This window comes from Vibrio hepatarius (assembly GCF_011806575.1).
GTDB lineage: Bacteria > Pseudomonadota > Gammaproteobacteria > Enterobacterales > Vibrionaceae > Vibrio > Vibrio hepatarius_A.
Map to the genome: position 1 here is coordinate 136,241 of NZ_JAATOO010000008.1, position 18,031 is coordinate 154,271.

At 48.2% G+C, this 18,031-nt stretch carries 13 protein-coding genes; 3 read left to right on the forward strand and 10 right to left on the reverse strand.

Annotated features, from left to right (window positions below; all coding sequences use genetic code 11):
• Positions 1 to 6: 6 nt before the first annotated feature.
• From HCZ42_RS08505 to copI, 3 genes are all read left to right on the forward strand, one after another.
• Positions 7 to 1,713 carry an efflux RND transporter periplasmic adaptor subunit gene (locus HCZ42_RS08505; RefSeq protein WP_167420284.1) on the forward strand — a complete coding sequence of 569 codons (1,707 nt, stop codon included), beginning with the start codon at positions 7 to 9 and terminating at the stop codon, positions 1,711 to 1,713.
• 2 nt (positions 1,714 to 1,715) lie between these two features.
• Positions 1,716 to 4,835, forward strand: coding sequence for an efflux RND transporter permease subunit (locus tag HCZ42_RS08510; RefSeq protein WP_167420285.1), 3,120 nt, complete (start codon positions 1,716 to 1,718; stop codon positions 4,833 to 4,835).
• A gap of 90 nt (positions 4,836 to 4,925) precedes the next feature.
• A complete protein-coding gene (gene copI / locus HCZ42_RS08515) occupies positions 4,926 to 5,483 on the forward strand; it encodes a copper-resistant cuproprotein CopI (protein ID WP_167420286.1) in 558 nt (185 codons plus the stop codon).
• 53 nt (positions 5,484 to 5,536) lie between these two features.
• Here copI and HCZ42_RS08520 read toward each other — a convergent pair whose 3' ends face one another.
• The 10 genes from HCZ42_RS08520 to HCZ42_RS08565 all read right to left on the reverse strand — a co-directional run bounded on the left by HCZ42_RS08520 (position 5,537) and on the right by HCZ42_RS08565 (position 17,979).
• Positions 5,537 to 6,943, reverse strand: a complete 1,407-nt coding sequence (locus HCZ42_RS08520) for a hypothetical protein (protein WP_167420287.1) — start codon at positions 6,941 to 6,943, stop codon at positions 5,537 to 5,539.
• 30 nt (positions 6,944 to 6,973) lie between these two features.
• Positions 6,974 to 8,536, reverse strand: coding sequence for a bifunctional metallophosphatase/5'-nucleotidase (locus tag HCZ42_RS08525; protein ID WP_167420288.1), 1,563 nt, complete (start codon positions 8,534 to 8,536; stop codon positions 6,974 to 6,976).
• 339 nt (positions 8,537 to 8,875) lie between these two features.
• On the reverse strand, positions 8,876 to 9,313 hold the full coding sequence (locus tag HCZ42_RS08530; RefSeq protein ID WP_167420289.1) for a hypothetical protein: 438 nt from the start codon (positions 9,311 to 9,313) through the stop codon (positions 8,876 to 8,878).
• A gap of 50 nt (positions 9,314 to 9,363) precedes the next feature.
• Positions 9,364 to 9,786 carry a MarR family winged helix-turn-helix transcriptional regulator gene (locus HCZ42_RS08535; RefSeq protein WP_167420290.1) on the reverse strand — a complete coding sequence of 141 codons (423 nt, stop codon included), beginning with the start codon at positions 9,784 to 9,786 and terminating at the stop codon, positions 9,364 to 9,366.
• 225 nt (positions 9,787 to 10,011) lie between these two features.
• A complete protein-coding gene (fbpC, locus tag HCZ42_RS08540) occupies positions 10,012 to 11,073 on the reverse strand; it encodes a ferric ABC transporter ATP-binding protein (RefSeq protein WP_167420291.1) in 1,062 nt (353 codons plus the stop codon).
• 14 nt (positions 11,074 to 11,087) lie between these two features.
• Entirely contained in the window at positions 11,088 to 13,172 is a 2,085-nt protein-coding gene (locus tag HCZ42_RS08545) for an ABC transporter permease (RefSeq protein WP_167420292.1), read from the reverse strand.
• Positions 13,173 to 13,250: 78 nt separating this feature from the next.
• On the reverse strand, positions 13,251 to 14,285 hold the full coding sequence (locus HCZ42_RS08550) for an ABC transporter substrate-binding protein (RefSeq protein WP_053409146.1): 1,035 nt from the start codon (positions 14,283 to 14,285) through the stop codon (positions 13,251 to 13,253).
• A gap of 69 nt (positions 14,286 to 14,354) precedes the next feature.
• Complete coding sequence (gene uhpC / locus HCZ42_RS08555; RefSeq protein WP_167420293.1) at positions 14,355 to 15,659, reverse strand: MFS transporter family glucose-6-phosphate receptor UhpC; 1,305 nt, start codon at positions 15,657 to 15,659, stop codon at positions 14,355 to 14,357.
• Positions 15,660 to 15,751: 92 nt separating this feature from the next.
• On the reverse strand, positions 15,752 to 17,308 hold the full coding sequence (locus HCZ42_RS08560) for an MASE1 domain-containing protein (protein WP_175579445.1): 1,557 nt from the start codon (positions 17,306 to 17,308) through the stop codon (positions 15,752 to 15,754).
• Between the two features lie 35 nt (positions 17,309 to 17,343).
• Positions 17,344 to 17,979: a response regulator transcription factor gene (locus HCZ42_RS08565; protein ID WP_167420295.1), complete on the reverse strand. Its 636-nt coding sequence runs from the start codon at positions 17,977 to 17,979 to the stop codon at positions 17,344 to 17,346.
• Between the last annotated feature and the right edge of the window lie 52 nt (positions 17,980 to 18,031).

Consider the following 18,031-nt stretch of genomic DNA (forward strand, 5'->3'; position numbering starts at 1 on the left):
AGAAAAATGAAAACATTACAAGTTGCATCCGTCGCTTTGTTGGTTGGCGGTGCTTTAGGGTTTAGTGCGAATTATTTGCTGCCTGGTGCGGCGCAAGGTATGGACGCGATGGCAAGTACGGCGCAAGCCAGCAGCAATGAACCCTTGTATTGGGTTGCGCCGATGGACCCTAACTACAAGCGTGACAAGCCAGGAAAATCACCGATGGGAATGGATTTGATTCCGGTGTATGCCGAAGACTTCAGTGGTGAAAATGACCAGCCAGGAACAGTCACCATTGACCCATCGGTTGAAAACAACCTCGGCGTGAAGGTGGAACGTGCTACAACTGAGCAGTTGTCTCCACGAATCGAAACTGTTGGCTACATTGCCTTTGATGAAAGCTACTTATGGCAGACCAACGTTCGCGTCGCAGGCTGGGTGGAAAAACTCTACATCAACGCGGTGGGCGAGAAGGTCAATCAAGGGGATGTGCTATTTAGCCTCTATTCGCCTGAGTTAGTCAAAGCGCAGGAAGAGTTAATCAATGCGTACCGCACTGGTCGTAGCGGTTTAGTGAAAGGAGCGACCGAACGACTGGTGACATTGGGCGTTGACAGAGCGCAAATCAATGCGATCAAACGTCGTGGTAAAGCGTCGCAGACGATAGAAATCAAAGCACCAGCAGACGGCGTGATCGCCAGCCTCAACATTCGCGAAGGAGGATATCTGTCTCCAGCACAAGCGGTGATCAGTGCTGGCCCGCTTGATAATGTCTGGGTTGATGCGGAGGTGTTTGAGCGCCAGACCCATTGGATTTCGTCTGGCAGCAAAGCGACCATGACCCTCGACGCGATACCGGGTAGCGAGTGGCAAGGCGTGGTGGATTATGTCTACCCGATCCTCGACCCGAAAACCCGCACATTACGCGTACGCCTTAAGTTCCCGAACCCAAATGGTGAACTAAAGCCAAATATGTTTGCCAATATCGCGTTGCAACCCGTTAGCGAAGATGCGGTGTTAACCATTCCGCGTTCTGCCGTGATTCGCTCTGGTGGTATGACGCGCGTTGTGTTGGCAGAAGGTGAGGGCAAATATCGCTCAGCTCGTATCGATGTTGGACGTGAAGCGGGTGAGCGTATCGAAGTGCTTAACGGGCTTAATGAAAATGACCAAGTGGTGACGTCAGCACACTTCATGCTGGATTCTGAATCGAGCCAAACCGCGGACTTGTCGCGAATTAACGGTGTCTCAGAGGCGCAAGAAACTGCGTGGGCTAAAGGGGAGATCACCGACCTGATGCAAGACCATCGAATGGTGACTATCAGTCATCAACCTGTTCCAGAATGGGATTGGCCGGGAATGACAATGAACTTCACCTTTGCTGACGGTGTTGATATTAGCGCCTTACAAAAGGGACAAGCGATTGAGTTCGAAATGCAGAAAAATGCCCAAGGTCAGTATGAAATCGTCGATTTCAAAGCGGACGACAGCGTATTGGCGTCTGAAGTTTGGTTGACTGGCGATATCTCTATGTTGATGGCGGACTTTGGCATGCTGACCTTAAATCACCTGCCGGTAGCTGAGTGGAGCTGGGAAGCAGGAGAAATGAACTTTTCTGTGGGTGAGGATGTGGATCTATCAGGTTTTGAGGAGGGTCAGAAGGTTCGGTTTCTAGTCGAGAAACGAGGTTCTGACTATCAACTTAAGAAACTTGAAGCGATAGAGGGCTAATTATGATCGGTGCAATTATTCGTTGGTCGATTGGCAATCGATTCATCGTTCTCCTCGCGACGTTGGCGCTGGTTCTTGGCGGTCTTTACAGTGTAAAAAACACACCAGTTGACGCCATTCCAGACTTGTCTGACGTTCAGGTGATCATTAAAACCAGCTACCCGGGCCAAGCGCCGCAAGTAGTTGAAGATCAGGTGACTTATCCGCTGACTACTGCGATGTTAGCGGTACCGGGTGCAGAAACCGTGCGTGGTTACTCGTTCTTCGGTGATTCGTACGTATACATCATTTTTAACGACGATACCGACATGTACTGGGCTCGTTCGAGGGTGTTGGAGTACTTGAGCCAAGTCGCGCCTAAGTTGCCGCCGAACGCAAAACCGACGCTAGGGCCTGATGCAACAGGTGTGGGCTGGGTGTACAGCTACGTGTTGCAAGACAAAACAGGCAAACACGATTTGGCAGAGTTACGAAGTCTGCAAGACTGGTTCCTCAAATATGAACTGCAAACCGTAGATGGCGTATCAGAAGTCGCGACTGTCGGCGGTATGGTCAAGCAGTACCAAGTGCAAATCGACCCCGCCAAGCTGCGTGCTTACAACCTGACGTTGCAACAAGTAAATATGGCGATTCAAAACGGTAACCAAGAAACGGGGGCATCGGTCGTTGAAGTCGCGGAAGCGGAACACATGGTGCGTACGACGGGTTACCTGTCGAGTATTGAAGATATCCAATCGCTGCCACTCAAAGTGACCGAAAAAGGCACGCCGCTGTTATTGGGGGATATTGCTGACATCAACCTAGGTCCGCAGATGCGTCGTGGCATTTCTGAATTCAACGGTGAAGGTGAAGCTGTTGGCGGAGTGATCGTGATGCGCTACGGTGAAAATGCCAGTCAGGTGATTTCTCAAGTCAAAGATAAGCTTGCGGACCTACAACGCGGCTTACCGGAAGGTGTGGAAATCGTCGCTACCTACGACCGCTCGACGTTGATTGACGCTGCGGTAGAAAACCTATGGAAGAAACTCGCCGAAGAGTTCATCGTCGTTGCGATCGTGTGTGCGCTGTTCTTGTTCCACATTCGTTCGTCACTGGTGATTGCTCTGAGCTTACCCGTCGGTATTCTTTCCGCTTTTATCGTTATGCACTCGCAGGGCATCAACGCCAACATCATGTCACTCGGCGGTATCGCCATCGCGATTGGTGCCATGGTGGATGGGGCGATCGTGATGATAGAAAACGTCCACAAACACATAGAGCGGACGCCACTCACCGACAAAAACCGTTGGCAAGTGATCGGAAAAGCCGCTGAAGAAGTGGGTGCACCGCTGTTTTTCTCGCTACTTATCATTACCTTGAGCTTCGTCCCAGTGTTCGCCCTTGAAGGACAAGAGGGCAAAATGTTCTCGCCACTGGCGTTTACCAAAACTTACGCGATGGCAGCATCGGCGGGCTTAGCAATCACGTTAGTCCCTGTGCTGATGGGCTACTTTATCCGCGGTAAAGTGTTGCCTGAACATAAAAACCCAATCAATAAGAGTTTGGTCGCGTTGTACAAACCGCTGCTCAATATCAGTCTCAAGTATCCAAAGAGCATGATCGTTCTGGCGATTGGTTTGATGGCATCGGCGTACTATCCGACCAGCCAATTGGGCAGCGAGTTTATCCCGCCGTTGGATGAAGGCGATCTCATGTACATGCCGACCACTTACCCAGGTATTTCGATCGGTAAAGCCCGTGAGGTTCTTCAACAAACCAATAAGCTGATCAAAACCGTACCGGAAGTGAAAACGGTGTGGGGCAAGATTGGCCGAGCTGAAACTGCGACCGACCCAGCGCCGCTAACCATGATTGAAACCGTTATTCAGTTGAGACCGCGCTCGGAATGGCGCGAAGGGGTCACCACTGAATCGCTGCGCAAAGAGTTTGATGATTTGGTGCAGTTCCCGGGTTTAACCAATGCTTGGGTTATGCCAATTAAAACACGTATCGATATGCTAGCGACGGGGATTAAAACCCCTATCGGTATCAAGATCTCTGGTCCTGATCTGAAAGAGATAGAAAAAATCGGTGCGCAATTAGAGCCAATTTTGAGTCAACTGCAAGGTACAGCGTCGGTTTACGCCGAACGTGTCGCTGGCGGTCGCTATGTCACGATCGATATTAAACGCCGCGCTGCTGCTCGATATGGTTTGAATATCAAAGATGTGCAGCAAGTCATTTCGACCGCTGTCGGTGGTATGAACGTGGGTGAAACCATCGAAGGTTTGGAACGTTACCCGATCAACGTTCGTTACCCGCAAAGCTATCGTGATTCTGTGGTGAAGTTGCAGAACCTACCCTTGGTGACACCAAACGGTGCGCGTATTGCGCTCGCGGATGTTGCCGACATTCGCTATGAAGACGGTCCACCGATGATCAAGACCGAGAACGCGCGTCCAAACGGTTGGGTATTTGTCGATATCGACGGTCGAGACTTGGGTTCGTATGTTGCTGAAGCGCAGCAAGTGGTCGCAGAACAACTAGTGATGCCCGCGGGCTACGCGCTGACATGGTCAGGTCAGTATGAGTACATGCAACGCGCTAAAGAGCGTTTGAGCGTCGTGGTGCCGATTACCCTCGTCATCATCATGCTGCTGCTTTACTTCAGCTTCCGCCGCATCGGCGAAGTGTTGATCATCATGGCGACTCTGCCGCTAGCGATGGTTGGCGGCTTATGGCTGATGCACTACCTCGGTTACAACTTCTCTATTGCAGTCGGGGTGGGCTTTATCGCGCTCGCCGGGGTCGCGGTCGAGATAGGCGTCATCATGTTGGTCTACCTTAACCAAGCTTGGCATCACAAGAAGCTCGATGCTCAAGAGCAAAACAAGCAACTGGATAGAGATGACCTCACGAAAGCGATTCAAGAAGGCGCGGGTTTAAGGGTTCGTCCAGTAATGATGACGGTGCTGACAGTCATCATTGGTCTTATACCAATCATGTATGGCTCAGGAACAGGTTCACAAGTCATGCAGCGCATTGCTGCTCCGATGATTGGCGGCATGGCGTCTGCACTGTTGCTCACACTGCTGGTATTACCGGCGATTTTTAAACTCTGGAAACAACGCGAAGTTAAGTAACGAATTCGATTAACTCTGTTCAATGAGGTGTGCAATGCGATTTGGGAAAATCCTTGCACACTGATTTGAATGACACCAAAAGGAAACACAATGAAAAAGACACTGATTACCCTAGCAATGACGATGTTAAGTGCCAGCGCTCTAGCAGACGGTATGGACATGTCAAATATGGATCATTCAAACATGAAGCAAGGCTCTATGAAAATGGATCATAGTGCGATGCAGATGCAAGACGGCAAAATGGACCACTCAGGCATGATGAATATGGACGGTATGTCTGAAGTGGGTATGCCTGCAAAAGGTGCGAAACCAGATGTCGTGGTACACGTGATGCTAAGTGACGATATGAAAATCACGTTTAAGAAAGACGTTGAGATTCAGCCAAACGACGTTGTGCAGTTTGTGGTGATGAACACAGGCAAAATCGACCACGAATTCTCGATTGGTTCTGCGGCTGAACAGCTCAAACACCGTGAAATGATGAAGAAGATGGGCAACCATGCGCATGACACGGGCAGCACGGTAACGGTACAGCCAAGTAAAGCGAAGCAACTGCTTTGGCATTTCAGTGGTGACAACAACATCGAATTTGCATGCAACATCCCAGGGCACGCTGAAGCGGGTATGGTGAAGAAAATTACGCTGTAAATTTTGAGTGAACCCAAACGATAAAGCGAGCTGAGAAGCTCGCTTTTTTGCCTTCAGCGCTGAAAGTAGCGTTGATTAATCATGGCGTGAACTAACTGTTCAATATTGCTTGGATTCAAGCCATCTTGGCTGATGTTTGCTCTATCATCAAAGACGACGTTAAAAAGAAAACGGTAAATGGCCTGCCACTGCTTAAAGCGTTGAATACTGATTCGCTGAGGATATTTCTCGCCCATCCAGTCATTGAATCCACGCCAGAACTCACCGTTCCAATCCGGATGACTTGGGAACAAACTGGTCAAATTTCTTTTGTTAGCCGTCAGTCCACAAACGCCGATTTGCCATTGCCCTGATTCGTTGCTGACTTGGATTCGGTGCCATTTTTCGTTCCACCAACTCATCACTCTGGTGGAAGTATCGCAACGAGCATCAGCGGAGATGCGTGATAAATGGTGATAATAGAGGTCAAGCCCACCTCTGCGAACCGCGCGGTCGAACGCGGTAATGGCAGCGCCTCGTAGAAAGCTCTCATGCTCCAGCAAAATATAGTGTGGAAGCGAAGGCGCCAGCAGCGCTTTGAGGTTTTGGAAATGAGCGTGCGCCGCGTACACCGGTCTTAAAATAGCCGCATCTTTACACTGGGCGTGCGCTTGGGTGGAATAGGCAATTTGGTCAAACTGGCTACGAGCAAGAATCTTGTTATACGTACTTTCGGCGTTTACCAACACGTCTTGGTTGATTTGTTGTTCCTCGTGTTCATCCAACTGATAACGGCTTTTTTCAAGCATGTGTGAGTTGAGAGACCCCGTATCAAATAACGCGTTGTCGTTGATGAGTAAGATATAGCCAGAATGTGCATCTGCGCTCGACACCGTCCATAAGTGGGCTGCACTTTGTTTATGGTTCTGGTGAAGAAACCCAGATCGACAAGAGTGAACGCTGGTTTGCGTTTGAACTCCGACAATAGATAAGTGTTTTTCGCACATACGACTTGCGTGATTGAGTAGCTCGCACATCAGCGACATGTTCTGCGCAAAAGTTTTGTTGGGAAGTTTGCAGGCTTTTTGCAACTGACTTGGTGGCACTCCGCTGATTAATACGTCGAGTATGGGCTGGAGTTTTCTAACGAGAGTTTGGACATTAGGCAACGCGTTAACCACGCCACAGCAAGAGCACTTGATTCGTTGGCTACCTTGGCGGGTAAAACCAAACCTATGGATTTTGGGATTGGCGCAGCGACATTGTGGAAACACGCTATTGTGGTGGCGATGCGTTTGGATTTGCTGTGCCAAGGCGAGGATAGGTTGATTGAGTAACACGGGAGGGTAGGCACCGCATTGGTCGCAGTGCCATGCCTCGTAGCCTAAGCGATTAGAACGAGAATACAGGGCAAGGTCTGGGTTACCGCAATTTGGGCAGCCATACGTTTTGCAGCAGTTGTATTCTTGTCTAAATGCCATAGGCGTATACTCTTCCTTAGTAAGTGCTGATTACTGCTCAGCTACATCGACTTGACGGCCAAGTACCGGCACCGTCACTTTCTGTCTAGCGGTAAACTGCTCAATCAACACATTGGTTACCGAATCGCCTTGAGACAGCAGCTTGCCTTGTTCAAACACGTGGTAGCCATCACCACCGCTCGCGGCATAAGAATAGGTAGCGACTTTGTAGGTTTTCTCCAGTTTCACTGGTTCCCCGTTAATGTTAAGACTTAAGAGACGCTTGCCTTCTGGCTTTTTGCTGTCGTATTTCGCTTCAATACCAGAGAACTGGGCCAAACCATACGGTAGTGTGTAGCTGTACTCCAGCAACTCTTTGACTTGCTTACCGTTTAACTCAACCAAAGAAAGCTTATCGGTAAATGGGAACAAGTCCATGACATTTTCCATTGTGACTGGACCTTTGTTCAGGTCAACGCGGATACTACCTGAACTGATCATACTGATATCGGCGTCTGCTTTTTCACGCATCATATCCGCTACCAAGTTACCAACGTTTGATTCGCGGTAATAGCGACGATACGCAGTTTGATCGAGGGTCGCCAGTTGCTGATTCAGTTCTGGGAACTGTTCACGAGCAGAGCTAATCAACTGACTGTTTTTTTTATCTCGTTCGAGTTTATCTGATTCGACAGGGATAAGTTTACCTTCCAATAGTTTGACGTTGTGCTTGTCGGTATCGACGGCAAACTTGGTGTATCCAAGGTATTTGCCCTGACCGAAAGTTAATCCGATCACAGTACCTGTTTTTGGGTGCACCACTGGCTTCCATAAACCGTGGTCAGAGTGACCACCAAAAATTACGTCCACGCCTTTGAGTTTGCCCGCCATTTCGTAGTCTTCGTCAAAACCGCGTTGAACTTCTGGATCGGCTTCTTTGTCGGTTTGCATTGGGGCTGTTTTGTTTTGGTGGGTCAACACGACAACCATATCGACGTCATCGCGAATTTTATCTACCCAAAATTGCGTGGTTTTAATTGGATCGTCAATGGTTAGGCCTTGTCGATTGCCTTTCCACATGGTGTTGTAAAACGCGTCGATGCCCATAACGCCAATCACACCAACTCGAATGCCATCACGTTCAACTATGGTGTACGGCTGAGCAAATGGCGCGTCATTTTTCTTAAATTTGATGTTGGCGTTCAGTACAGGGTAAGCGGCGCGAGGCATGTTTTCTTTGAGGGTTTTCCAACCGTATTCAAATTCATGGTTGCCCAGTGTAATGGCGTCATAGCCCATCGCGCCATATAGGTCGAAAGAGAGTTTACCTTGGGTTTTCTTTGCTAAAGAGCCTGTAAAGATATCGCCAGCATCGAACAAGAAACTGGTGTCTTCGTTTGCTCGGGTCTGTTTGATCAAGGTAGCCAAGTAAGGAATCCCACCGATACGGCTAATATCAGGGTTCCAAAACGCGTCTACAGGTTCGTACACGCTTTCAATATCGTTGGTGTGCAGAAGAGTGACGTTACGAATCTCGGCTAACGCTTGTTGAGAAACGCCCAGCAATGAGAGTGCAAGCGTAAGAGTGATGGGTTTGATGTAATTAGTCTTCATGTCTTGTTCCAATAAATGTGAAATTAAAATGAGCTCGCTGACAGCAACAGCGATTATGGGTGGCAACAATTTGGTCACATTTGAATTGGATCACACCGTGGAAGTAAAACTGCTTGGTGATTAGATAGAGTTTCGTTTTGAGTTGGTAATAGGCCGTTGAGTATAAAAAAGCGCCAGCGAATGGTGTCGCTGGCGCTATGTAGTCAACCGTATTGATTAGTCGGCTTGGTTTGGCAGTAAGAACACGCCATTTGCGTTGATTGTGAGGTAAGCATGGTCCGTGTCGCTAGGGTCGAGCTGAGAAGCTCGCTTTTTCGCCTTCAGCGTTACAAGTTACGTTTATCTACGCAATTTAGGTTTGAGTGTTGCAACCGCAACGAGAATGATAATTAGCAGTAGGTTTACCGCACCAAAAATCGCCTCTTGTAACATAGCGGATTGAAATAGTTCGGAATTATCGTTGAGAGCAGTGCGAGATAAAACAATGGCAGGGTAAATAAAAATGTAAGTATTAAGCACAATGAGGATAAAACCAAAAACTTTAGCCCACAACCAACGTTTCTTAGGGACGCCACTCATGAGCATGCCTGTTATCCCCGTTATCCACATTGAACCAATCGTTAAGTATGCGGTGCCTGTAGACACCCAATCTCTATTGAACCCCATTGCTACAAGGTCATCTTTTGCAATGATCTCGCCGAAAAAAATGTAGGTTGAAATGCTGCCTAAAAAAACAGCAAAACTCAATAAATGTATAACTTTCAAGATAGATTTCATGACTGACACTCCATGTGTTCATAGTTAGCGCGCTAACTAGTTAGGTAAATTTATTTCGACATGTTTTTTAGTACCACTCGTAAGTATTCCTTTAGTAGGTCGGCTTCATTTTTGCTGAAAGAGCATAATGCTCGTTCGTTAATTGCTTGAGCGATCGGTGGAAGTTCAGCAAACACTTGCTTCCCTAAATCGGTTATCAATAGTCTTGATATACGCTGGTCTCGCACATCTTTTTGTTTACGTACTAATTTTTTCTCTACTAGCCTACGGATAATTCCAGACATGGTAGGGCGATCAAAGTACAAAGAAGAGCCAATCTCACTTATTGTTTGGCTATCTTTATAAGACAGTCGGGCTAACACAGACCACTGAGCTGGAGTCAGATCGTAGGGACGAAGGGCTGTCTCAAGTGCGTATTTCATTTCTCCTGCTGCTTTGTTAAGCAGGAATCCTAGGCTATCATCAAGTTTCATAAAATAAATGTTAGCGTGCTAACTATATTGAGTCAACTTACTACTAGCAATTGTTTTACCCATTATTACTTTGTTGACAAAAAACACTGCGACGTTTGAAAAAGAGTGGCTGGAAGAGATGTAACGTATGTGATCGGATCTGGTGAAGTCATAATAGAAATTAAGGTTCTAGATTAGCAAAGCGCCAGCAAATGGTGTCGCTGGCGCTTTTTTCCTTCTCTACGTTTATTGATCTGCTTGATTCGGTAGTAAGAACACGCCATTGGCGTTGATCGTGAGGTAAGCATGGTCCGTGTAGCTAGGGTCGAACTGAGCAGAGTTAAGCTGCAGCAATAACTCGTGCTGTTGCCATTCAACGACAACTTCGTACATTGAACCCATGTAAGCGGTACTTTTCACTTGGCACTGCTGACAAACTTGCCCTTCTTTCGCCAGTAGAATCGCTTCTGGGCGAACCCCGATTTGATAGTGACCAACAGTGATGCCGTCAACATTGTCCTGAGCAGCAGGAATTTGATAACCGTGGATATCGATGGTATTTCCGTCGAAATGACCTTCAAACATGTTGGCTTCACCCATGAAGTTGGCCATAAACATCGACGCTGGGTGCTTGTATAACTCGGTTGGACTACCTTGTTGCATCAGATCACCGTCTTTCATGACGACTACGGTATCGGAGACTGCGAAGGCCTCTGACTGGTCGTGAGTCACGTAGAGAGAGGTGATATTAAAGCGCTGCTGTAGGTCGCGGATAGTTTCACGCATGTTTCGGCGCAGGTTGGCATCTAGGTTACTCAATGGTTCATCAAACAATAGCACTTTGGGTTTTAGCACCAAGGCGCGAGCCAATGCGACACGCTGTTGCTGACCGCCAGAAATCTGGTCGACGAAACGTTCACCAAAACCTTCCAAGTCAACCAGTTTCAGCGCGTCGTCAACACGTTGTTTGATTTCGGCTTTGTCTAAGCCAAGCATCTTAAGGCCGTAACCCACGTTCTCATGCAACGACATGTGCGGGAACAGTGCGTAAGACTGAAACACCATACAGATATCTCGGTTTTGAATTGAAGTGTTGGTGACGTCTTCGTCGTCGATGAATATTTGCCCGCTGGTGGGCTTTTCTAGTCCTGCGACCAGACGTAGCACGGTAGTTTTTCCGCACCCAGAAGGCCCTAATAAGGTCACCAAACTGCCTTTTTTGATCTCGAGATTGAAGTTTCCAATAACGGTTTTATCTCCAAAGCGCTTGCAGATGTTTTTGAGTACTACAAAGTTTTCAGTTGCCATGAATTTTTCTCCAATTACTCTTCATTTTTGGCTTTGGAACGCGAAATGCGCGCTTCACCGACAAGGAAATCAAATATCAAAATGATCGCGAGCATCACTACAATCAGAATTGAGCCGTACGCGATGGCGATACCGTATTCGCCGTCTTCCACGCGGTTCAAAATGTAAGATGTTGCGACGCGTGTTTCTGGCGTGACAAGGAAGATGATTGCGCTGACGGTCGTCATGGCGCGCACGAAGCTGTACACCAAGGTCGATAAGATCGCTGGGCGCAGCAGCGGCAGCAATATATGGGTGATGGTTTTGAGCGAATTAGCACGCAAGCTCAGTGATGCCTCATCCAAGGATTTATCTAGCTGGCCTAACCCCGCAACCCCCGAGCGAATACCCACTGGTACGTTTCGCATCACCATGGAAATCACCACTATTGCCGCGGTACCTGTTAAGTAAACAGGCGCGTCGTTGAATGCCAGAATGTACGAGACACCAGCGACTGTGCCAGGAACGGCAAAACAAAGCATGGTTGCAAACTCAATCACTTTTTTACCGTAGAACTGCTGGCGAACAACGATGTAAGCGATAAGCAAACCAAACAGCGCGGTTAACGGTGCGGCGATACCCGCGTACGTAATGGTAGTGAGTAATGATGGCCAAGCGCCTTCACTCATTCCCATGCCAAATAGGTTGATATAGTTGGCAAGCGTTAGGCTGTAGTCGACGCCCCAGTTAACGGTGAAACTACCGTAAATGATGCTGCCGTAAAGCAGGATATTAAAGCCGATCCAAAAGTAGAGCAGGCCAGACACGCCGTGTTTGAGTGAACTCGGTAATGGTTGCACATCGCCACGGTAAGACTTACCCGAAATGGTGACGTAAGAGCGTTTACCAATCCACAGATACTGCACGACAAAAATCGCCAGTGAGAAGATCAATAACACGGCGCCCAAGGTACTGGCAGAGGCATAGTCTAGCTGTGCACCAGCAATGTAAAAGTAAATCTGTGTTGCTAATACGTCAAAGCTACCGCCCAATACCAGCGGGTTACTAAAATCTGCCAGTGATTGAACGAAGATAATCAGGAAGCTATTTGCTAGCGCGGGTTTGAGCAATGGCATGACGATTTTGAAAAACGTCTGATAGCGGTTGGCGCGTAGAGTGTAAGACGCTTCTTCCAAAGACGGGTGGAGGGACTTTAATGCGCCGTCCAGAATCATGAAAGACATCGGAGCGAACGCCAGTACTTGCGCCATCCAAATTCCGGTAAAGCCGTATAGCCAGTTGGTTTGCGTGAGCCCAAACCAATCCGCCATCAATTCAGTAATGTAACCCGAGCGACCAAGCATCAGTGTGACACCTAACCCAACAACAAATGGTGGGGTAACAATCGGTAGAATAGAAAAGATGCGGGCGATAAAAGCGCTACGTTTGGCAATTCGAGTCGTGTAGATCGCAAACATTAAGCCAAAGAAAGTGGCGCCTATCCCTACCGACGTTCCGAGCAATACGGAGTTGATGATGATCTGGATAATTTGCGCACGGCCAAGGATTTCCAAAAATTGCCACGCGACGAAATTACCCATTTCGTCTTTAAACATCGGGATAAAGATCGCGATGCTCGGATAAATAATAAATGTGGTGATTAGCAAGACAATCGCGATAAGCGAGCCGATAACGAAGCGATCGCCACCTAAGTATTCGAGGCGTGAGAACGCCAGTGTCATTACCGCACCTAAGACGATAAACAGCGCAATGGTCGCGTAACCCATCCCTTGCTGTGTGTACCAAGATGAGATGACGATAAATAACATGCAGAAAGCCGAATAACCGATATCAAAGTAGTGACGGTTTTTGGCGTACTTGTCTAGTGCTTGGGTAGGGCGAATCAATAACGCGGCAGGTAAAGTAAACCACAGCCAGGAGATGTTCATGCTGCTCCACCCCATCGCTTCGCGAAACTCTTCTGGGGTGGACTCAAACAAGCCCCAGTCGAGAGCAAAGGAAGGCAAAAGGACAAAGGCTGCAATCAAGCTTAGTACCCAGTAAAAAATCGGGTCGCGCTGAGCTGTACTGGGAAGAGTATGTGCGGCAAGTTTGTTCATGTTAGACACCTAAATATTGCGCGGTGTTGGCAAGCCAACAGTGGACAAGATGGGGCTGACGAAGCAGCCCCAGTTGGACTATTGACCCATTTTGACGACGTTTACCCACTTGTTGATTAGGCGTTTACGCTCGTCTGATGAACCGTACTTGTCCATGTCGTAGTTAATCAGAGTGAGATCTTCTGGATTCAGCGCGTTAGGCGATTGCTCTGCTTTGGTGTTGGTCAGGATCTGGAATGATTGACCTTCTTTCCATGCAGTCTCTTGGCCTTCTTTCGACAGAACAAAGTCGACGAATTTCTTCGCGTTGTCGATGTTACGCGCGCCTTCGATCACGCTCACACCACCAATCTCGTACCCCGTACCTTCGCATGGCGAGATAAGCTCTAACGGCGCCCCTTTTGACTGTTCTAGCGAATAATCGTGTAAGAAACCGATACCGATCGCGATTTCGCCACGTGCGGAGTTGCGAGAAGGTGTCACGCCAGACTTGGTGTATTGGGAAACGTTCTTATCGAGCGCTTTAAAGTAATCAAATGCTTTGTCTTCATCCCACAGCTGGATAAAGGTCGCGAGTGCGGTGTATGCCGTGCCTGAGCTTTGTGGGTCAGCAATCTGGATTTCGCCGGCGTATTCAGGTTTGGTTAGGTCACTCCAACAACGAGGGATGGCGACGCCTTTTTCAGCAAGACGTTCAGTGTTCACCCCAAAACCCAAGATGCCCATATAAACGGCAGAAGAGTAGTTGCCTTTGCGTTTCGCCGGATCGCGGAAGTCAGGCATGATGTTGTCGAGTTCAGGAGAGGTGTAGGCTTGCAACAAGTTCATTTCGCCAGCCTGAGATTGAGGGTCTAATGTGCCGCCATACCACACGTCAGCACGAGGGTTTTTCTTTTCCGCTTCGATTTTAGCCAGTGTACTGCCCGAACCGTTACGTACAAATGAAGTCTTAACGTCATACTTTTCAGAGAACGCTTTGGTTGCCGCCTCACACATCGCGTTGGTCGCGCTACAGTAGACAACTAATCTGCCTTCCGCCATCGCTTGTGGAGCAGCAAGTGCTGAACCGAGAATGCATGCAGCAAGCAGCGAGCGTTTTGTTCTAACTTTCATTGTTGTTTCCTCTTGTTGTTTCCAACGTGTAGGGTTGGAGTAGTTACTCAACGAGAGGAGTCTTAATAATTAAGTGACAGCGATCCCTGCTCGTTGTTGTGCTTTGATGAAAGGTAGAATCAGTAAGCCAATCGACGCTGAGCACAGCGTAATGACTCCGAAAAAACCTTCCCAGCTAAACTGTTCAATCAATACGGCTAATGGGTAGCCCGCTAAGGCGGCGCCAAGGTAGGCAAACAAACCGACAAATCCCGTTGCGGTGCCCGCGGCATCTTTGTGCGAGCACTCCGCGGCTGCCATACCGATCATCATCTGCGGGCCAAAAACAAAAAAGCCGACCGCAAAAAAACACCCAGAAAGCACGACGACGTTATCAAGTGGCGTCAGCCATAGCGCGGCGACTGAAATAAAAATGCCCAGTGCAAAAATCAGGTTCATTGGTGCACGGTTGCCACGGAAAAATTTATCCGATCCCCATCCACCAAACAGCGAGCCAAGAAATCCACCCACTTCAAACATCGAGACTGCCGTATTTGCGGTGATAAGCTCGTAACCGTGGCGTTCGATCAGGTACAAATTCCCCCAATCGTTTAGTGCAATTCGTACCACATAAACCAGCAAATACGAGCTGCAAAGCAGCCAGATGTATTTGTTTCCTAGCACGTACATTCTCACTATGTGACCAAACGGTAGCCCTTTACCTTCAGCCTCATGTTGCTTCTCGAGCGGATCATTGCGCCATTCGCCGACAGTAGGCAAACCAAGCGTTTGTGGCTTATCCTGCAAGCGAAAACACAGCACCGTTCCGACGACTATCGCCAGTACACCCGGCAGAATGAACCCATAACGCCAGCCCCATGACACCGCGATTAGTCCAATCGAGACTGGAATTAGTGCGCCGCTTAAGTTGTGGCAAGTGTTCCAAACCGACCACCAGAAACCACGCTCTGAGCGCGAATACCAACTGGTTAATAACTTTGCACAGGGCGGCCATCCCCAACCCTGGAAAAATGCGTTCAATGTCCACAACACTGCAAATGCAGCTAATGATGAGCTCATGCCAAACAAAATGTTGACCACGCCGGTGGCGATTAAGCCCAGCCCCATAAAGTAGCTAGGTTTCGCTTGGTCACTCACCATGCCGGAGAGAAACTTGGACGCGCCGTATGTGATATAAAAAAGCGTTCCTAATACACCAAAATCAGCGGTACTCAATTCAAGGCTCGACAACATTTCTGGCATAGAGAAACTGAGGCTTTTTCTGGTGAAGTAGAAAACACCATAGCCGACGTACATGGCTGCCATCAGATGAAGACGCCAGTAGCGGTAACTTTCGTCAACCTGACTGGAATTTGGTGCAGCTGCTAACCTCATCACTTCTCCTTAAGCTCTGAATTAAATGGTATTGGTTATGGGGTTGAAATGAATAAGACGGATTTATAAATGACTAGGAAAAATTCCTAGTTTTAATCAGATGTGTTGGGTTTTGTGGGCAAGTTAACAGTTGTGCGACAACCAAACTCGTCACTTTGGATGTGGAGTTGTCCGCCAAGCGCGCTAACCCGCTCTTCGACCCCTTTAATGCCTTGCCCTTTATGACGCCAGTCTGTCGGCATGCCAACACCATTGTCACGCAGCTCCAAACTGAACTGATTGCCGGGAATGAGAGTCAACTGAACTTCGGTCGCGTTAGCGTGTTTACAGACGTTGTTGAGCAGTTCTTGCACGATTCGGTATAGGGTGACGGTGGTTACTTCATCCAACTTATCCGCCGAGATGCCAAAGTTGAGTTGAAAATGGATATGACGTTCGCTAAAACGCATTTCAGAAACCAATTGTCTGATAGCGGCTTCTAAGCCCATTTCATCCAGAGCTTGTGGGCGCAGTTGCTTGAGCAGTTGGCGTGTCGAAGAGTGGATGCGCATGGCCAATTCGTTGGTGGTATCAGCGATCTTTTCAGCGTCGCTGGTGGCTGCCAATCTTTTTGCCAGCATGGATTGAATCTGGATGGCGGTAATGTTCTGGCCGATCTCATCGTGCAACTCGCGCGCGACGGATTTACGTATCTCCTCTTCAATATGCACCAATTGTCGAGCGAGCTTTTTCTTGAACTTCAGCTGTTTTTCTAGATCTTGGTTTGCTTGCTGCAACTGCTGAGAAAGTAAGTACTGGCGGCTGATAGCGATACCTAGACCTAACCCGATGATCGCTTGGGTCGCCACAAAGCTCTGTAGCTCTAGAGCGGTATCGAATGAGCCGGTCACTTGCCGCGCGGTAGCGAGAAGAATACTGTTCATCACGCTTGCCATTACGCCACCTTGCCAGCCGTATCGGTACGCCATAAAAACATTGGGAAGTAAGAACAGCAAAAGTGCTAATGGTTTGATCTCGTCGAGTAAGGTGAGCTCCGCGATCAGGCCTATGCTAAAAAATACCAAACACCATATTAAGGCAGAGCTTCGCAGGGTAACTTCTTGGTGGATCAATTCAGGACTCAATGGCTGCCAAATCTGGCGATTAAGATAGTCATAGAGTAGATAAAAAAACGGAACGAGTAGGATACCGCCAGTGAATATGGACACCGTGCTTTCAAGAACATAGTTAAACTCGAGTCCGAGTGGTTTTGCCAGTAGTAGAAGCGCCAACCCACACGCAAGAGAATAGCAAAGTACGAGCGCACACAGGCCCAATAGCCTCTTCCAATAGACGTTTAATTGGCTCCAAATCGGTTGGAATACAATGGCTAAACCATGACCGAAAATGGAAAACAGCAACAATAAGTAAGAGAGATTTGACTCGCCGAGCAGTGGCGTCAATAGAATGATCAGCCCCATTTCGCCAAGCGTAAACGTCAGCCAAAGACGTTGTGAACTCAGCGCGTAAGCCGCCAGTTTTAATCCGGAAGGCAAAAACAGCGTAGCTAGGATTAAATCTGATGAGAAATAGCGACTTATGTTCCAAAGCGCAAACCAACTGATAACAAACAGAACCAATGAAAATGCGTAAGTAAACCCTTGGGACAGGATCTGACGTGGCATTGAGTGTTCCGCTATCTCTCTCATACAGACTCGTCGTTGAGTAGTTTATGGTGCAGCGCGAAGCGAATCAGGTCGACGTTGTTCGCAACATTGAGTTTGCTGAGAATGTTCGAGCGATGAACGTGAATCGTTTTGTGACTAATACAGAGTTTGGCGCCGATTTCTTTTGCATCTTTGCCTCGAATTAAGTAGTCGAACACTTCACGCTCTCGCTTAGTGAGCTCTTGCAGCACATGTGTTTCTACCGAGGCGTTACTCAAATTCACCAAGGCGTCGGCACATAAGTAGCGGTTGCCCTCTGCGACGGTTCGAATCGCGGTGACCAACTCGCCTGGTCCGCATCGCTTGGACAAGTAACCGCATGCGCCAGCCTCAATGGCTTTACTGACGAATGAAGCCGAATCATAAATGCTCAAGATGATTGCTTTAAAGTCGGGCTGGCACTGCCGCAGTTTTTCTAACAGCACTAAGCCGCTTTCGTCAGGCATCGAGATGTCGATCACTGCAACGTCAATATTGGATACTGACAACACGCGGTAAGCCTCTTTGGCATTACTGAATTCGCTATGGATGTGAATATCAGGCTCAACAGAGAGCAGTTGAACAAAGCCCGACCGCACGACGATGTGGTCGTCGACCAGCGCGACAGAAATCATATTGGCAACCTACAATTCATTCGAAGATATTTATAAAAATTATTAGTGTGAT

What these genes read in the sequence shown, in the direction of transcription:
- HCZ42_RS08545 (WP_167420292.1), bottom strand. Translation starts at nt 13,172, where the DNA reads ATGAACAAACTTGCCGCACATACTCTTCCCAGTACAGCTCAGCGCGAC.
- HCZ42_RS08550 (WP_053409146.1), bottom strand. Translation starts at nt 14,285, where the DNA reads ATGAAAGTTAGAACAAAACGCTCGCTGCTTGCTGCATGCATTCTCGGT.
- HCZ42_RS08505 (WP_167420284.1), top strand. Translation starts at nt 7, where the DNA reads ATGAAAACATTACAAGTTGCATCCGTCGCTTTGTTGGTTGGCGGTGCT.
- HCZ42_RS08510 (WP_167420285.1), top strand. Translation starts at nt 1,716, where the DNA reads ATGATCGGTGCAATTATTCGTTGGTCGATTGGCAATCGATTCATCGTT.
- HCZ42_RS08525 (WP_167420288.1), bottom strand. Translation starts at nt 8,536, where the DNA reads ATGAAGACTAATTACATCAAACCCATCACTCTTACGCTTGCACTCTCA.
- HCZ42_RS08530 (WP_167420289.1), bottom strand. Translation starts at nt 9,313, where the DNA reads ATGAAATCTATCTTGAAAGTTATACATTTATTGAGTTTTGCTGTTTTT.
- HCZ42_RS08565 (WP_167420295.1), bottom strand. Translation starts at nt 17,979, where the DNA reads ATGATTTCTGTCGCGCTGGTCGACGACCACATCGTCGTGCGGTCGGGC.
- copI (WP_167420286.1), top strand. Translation starts at nt 4,926, where the DNA reads ATGAAAAAGACACTGATTACCCTAGCAATGACGATGTTAAGTGCCAGC.
- uhpC (WP_167420293.1), bottom strand. Translation starts at nt 15,659, where the DNA reads ATGAGGTTAGCAGCTGCACCAAATTCCAGTCAGGTTGACGAAAGTTAC.
- HCZ42_RS08520 (WP_167420287.1), bottom strand. Translation starts at nt 6,943, where the DNA reads ATGGCATTTAGACAAGAATACAACTGCTGCAAAACGTATGGCTGCCCA.
- HCZ42_RS08535 (WP_167420290.1), bottom strand. Translation starts at nt 9,786, where the DNA reads ATGAAACTTGATGATAGCCTAGGATTCCTGCTTAACAAAGCAGCAGGA.
- fbpC (WP_167420291.1), bottom strand. Translation starts at nt 11,073, where the DNA reads ATGGCAACTGAAAACTTTGTAGTACTCAAAAACATCTGCAAGCGCTTT.